This window comes from Kitasatospora sp. NPDC093558 (assembly GCF_040683475.1).
Classification (GTDB): Bacteria; Actinomycetota; Actinomycetes; order Streptomycetales; family Streptomycetaceae; genus Kitasatospora.
In genome coordinates this window covers 1-2,611 of the sequence record NZ_JBFBDY010000783.1, presented here as the reverse complement: position 1 = coordinate 2,611, position 2,611 = coordinate 1, and the positions used below count along the sequence as shown (strand labels likewise).

Genomic DNA, 2,611 nt, shown 5'->3' with positions numbered 1-2,611 from the left:
GCGGGCGACCAGCCGGGCATCCAACACCGTTCGGGATGCACGCAGTGACCAGACCTGGGTCCAAGACTCACTCCTGCTCACTTAGTTGGAACGGTTGGTGACCTGGTGGGTGGTGGTTACCCGGTCGGCGAACATGCCGAGGATCGTCGTGACGATGTGGTCCCGGCCGGCCATCACGGGCGGCTCGGCGCCCCACGCGGCGGCTGCGGGGCGGAAGTCCAGTTCGGCGTCCGGGGTGAAGGAGGAGGCGAACAGCTCTCGGTCGTGGAGGTCCTGGCCGAGGCCGAAGCGGAGGAGGGCGTCCAGGATCTCGGTCCGGTCGCGGAGTTCGGCGGCGACGGCCGCAGGGTCGGTGGCGGGTGCGGCGAGGGCGTGGTCGGTGGTGACGTACATGGTGGAACTCCCGTGGAGGTGAATGGTTTTCGGCGATGGCTCCACCTTCCCGCCGGACCGGTCGGGTGATCAACGAGAGGATGTGCAACGATCATGAAGCGAGGGTTAACGATGTAGTGGGGGAGAGGCGGTACGGCCGATGTAGTGGGGGAGAGGCGGTACGGCGTGCTGGAGCGGCACGAGATCGAGGCGTTCCTGGCGCTCACCGAGGAGCTGCACTTCGGGCGGACGGCCGAGCGGCTGCACGTCTCCACCGCACGGATCAGCCAGACCGTGCGCAAGCTCGAACGCCGCGTCGGCGCACCGCTGTTCGTCCGGACGAGCCGCCGGGTGGAGCAGACCGCGCTCGGGACGCAGCTGGCCGAGGAGCTGCGCCCGGCGTGGGAGGCGGTGGGCGCGGCCTCGGCTGCTGGTGGGTCCGTCAGGCTGTCTCCGAAACCTGATCTCGGAGGTGGTCGTGGGGCGTCGTCCGGCCTGGCGTCCGGTGCGCTCAAGACCAACTCCGCCCCGGACCCACCCATCCGCACCTGGACCGATCACCCGGCCAAGGCTGCGTGACGAGCCACTTGGCGCCAGAGGTCGGCAGCGGTGCCCCCCTGACATGCGTCCGGGCCACCGCCCCTGAGATGGTGGCCCGGATCCACGCGGGGAGGACTATTTGCGCGGGGAGTGGGCCGAGGCCTGTTCCTGGAGCAGCGCGGAGATCTGGTTGACGTCGTCGAAGATGCTGAAGAAGCTGTTGATGTCGGGGCTGGAGGCCCCGGTGACACCGACGTAGAAGAGGTGGATGCAGCCGTCGTCGGTGATCAGGTAGCCCGCCTCGGTCTGGGCGCCGACGCCGAGCGACGGTTGTCCGTTCGGTCCCGGGTTGAGGAAGTCGGCATCGAGGACGGTGCCGGACTTGGAGAAGACCTTGCCCTTGGCCGGGCAGTTGGTGGTGCAGGAGATCCCGTTGCTGCCGTCGACGCCGAGGATCGGCAGGGCGAGCCGGAAGGCGTCCGCGTCAGGGGTGTGCAGCCAGTAGGCGAAGAGCTGGTCGATGCCGATCGGGGTGCCCACGTCGGTGTTCACGCCGCGTCCGTCGGAGAGTTGGAACTGCGTCGGGTCGACGTGCGCGACGTTGGCGAGGAAGTCGTGCTCGATCGGGAAGGCGTCGAAGCAGTCCGTGCTGCCGTGCGAGGTGGCGATGTTGCACAGCGCCATGTTGGCGCCGACGTTGAGGCTGACCTTGAGGATCAGCTTGGCGTACTCGCGGTACGGCGGGGAGACGAAGGCCGCCACCTGTGGATCGCCGTCGTAGTTGAGGGGCAGCGCGCTCGTCGGGTTGGGGGTCGTCGGGTCGGCGGTGACGGTGACGCCGGCCCGTTGGAGGGCCTCGATCATCGCGGTGCGGCCGAAGGAGTCGGGGTCCTTGATGGTGGAGATCTTCAGGACGGGCTTGGCATCGGCGGCGATGGTGCCGCACAGCGTGATGTGGGTGCCGTCGGCGGAGGGGCTGGCCGTGATGTTCGTCGCGCTGCCGGGCGGCCCCGTCGTCACGCTGGAGGTGACGTTGTACGTGCTGATCTGCGGGCGCCAGGTCAGCTGGGCCGCCTGCCCGGGGGCGGTCGGGGTGGTGACCATGTCGATGAGGTTGTCGTTGATCATCAGCGGGTGGGGCTGCGGGTCCAGGTCCGGGGCCTTGAAGATCCGCGAGTCGATGATCACGTCACCGTTGACCTGGGTGATGCCCGCGTCGTGCACCTGCTGGGCGATCTGGTCCATCCCGGCCAGCGGGTCCTCGGGGGTGAGGGTGGCACCGGGCAGCTCGTTGGCGCTGGCGTGGTCGATGTTGGTGAAGTCCACCGTCCCGTCGGGCTTGGTGCGTCCGCCCATCGTCTCGTCGCCCTGGGCCACCAGGTCCAGGTTCCCGTTCAGGGTCGAGCCGGCCCGCGTGCCGGTGGCCATCAGGGGGGTGTGGAAGCGGAAGTCGGGGCCCAGGGTGTGCCAGGCGGTGGATTCGGTGATCACCTTGGTGATGGAACCGAGCTGGAAGAACTGGTTGCCGAACCGGTTGTGGATCACCTGCCCGTTCGACGGGTCGGTCTCGAACACACCCCACTGCGCGTGCTCGTAACCGGGTTTGTGCATGATCGCCTCGATGGGGGGCCCGTTGTCGTCGTCGTTCGCGGCCGCGGGCGGGCAGGTGAGGGCCGCGCCCGCCACGGCCACGAGTGAC

2 protein-coding genes and 1 pseudogene are annotated in these 2,611 nt (G+C 68.8%); 1 reads left to right on the top strand and 2 read right to left on the bottom strand.

The genetic code is table 11. The features are described 5' to 3' along the window. Window positions 1-81 precede the first annotated feature (81 nt). Window positions 82-393 carry a nuclear transport factor 2 family protein gene (locus tag AB0O00_RS35155; protein ID WP_363658771.1) on the bottom strand — a complete coding sequence of 104 codons (312 nt, stop codon included), beginning with the start codon at window positions 391-393 and terminating at the stop codon, window positions 82-84. Between the two features lie 165 nt (window positions 394-558). On the opposite strand from AB0O00_RS35155, the pseudogene AB0O00_RS35150 reads away from it, so the two are divergent. Continuing rightward, window positions 559-786 (top strand): annotated as a pseudogene (locus AB0O00_RS35150) (LysR family transcriptional regulator); the annotation flags it as partial. Window positions 787-1,047: 261 nt separating this feature from the next. Here AB0O00_RS35150 and AB0O00_RS35145 read toward each other — a convergent pair. Further along, a partial coding sequence (locus tag AB0O00_RS35145; protein ID WP_363658770.1) for a D-alanyl-D-alanine carboxypeptidase occupies window positions 1,048-2,611 on the bottom strand: 1,564 nt, incomplete at its 5' end.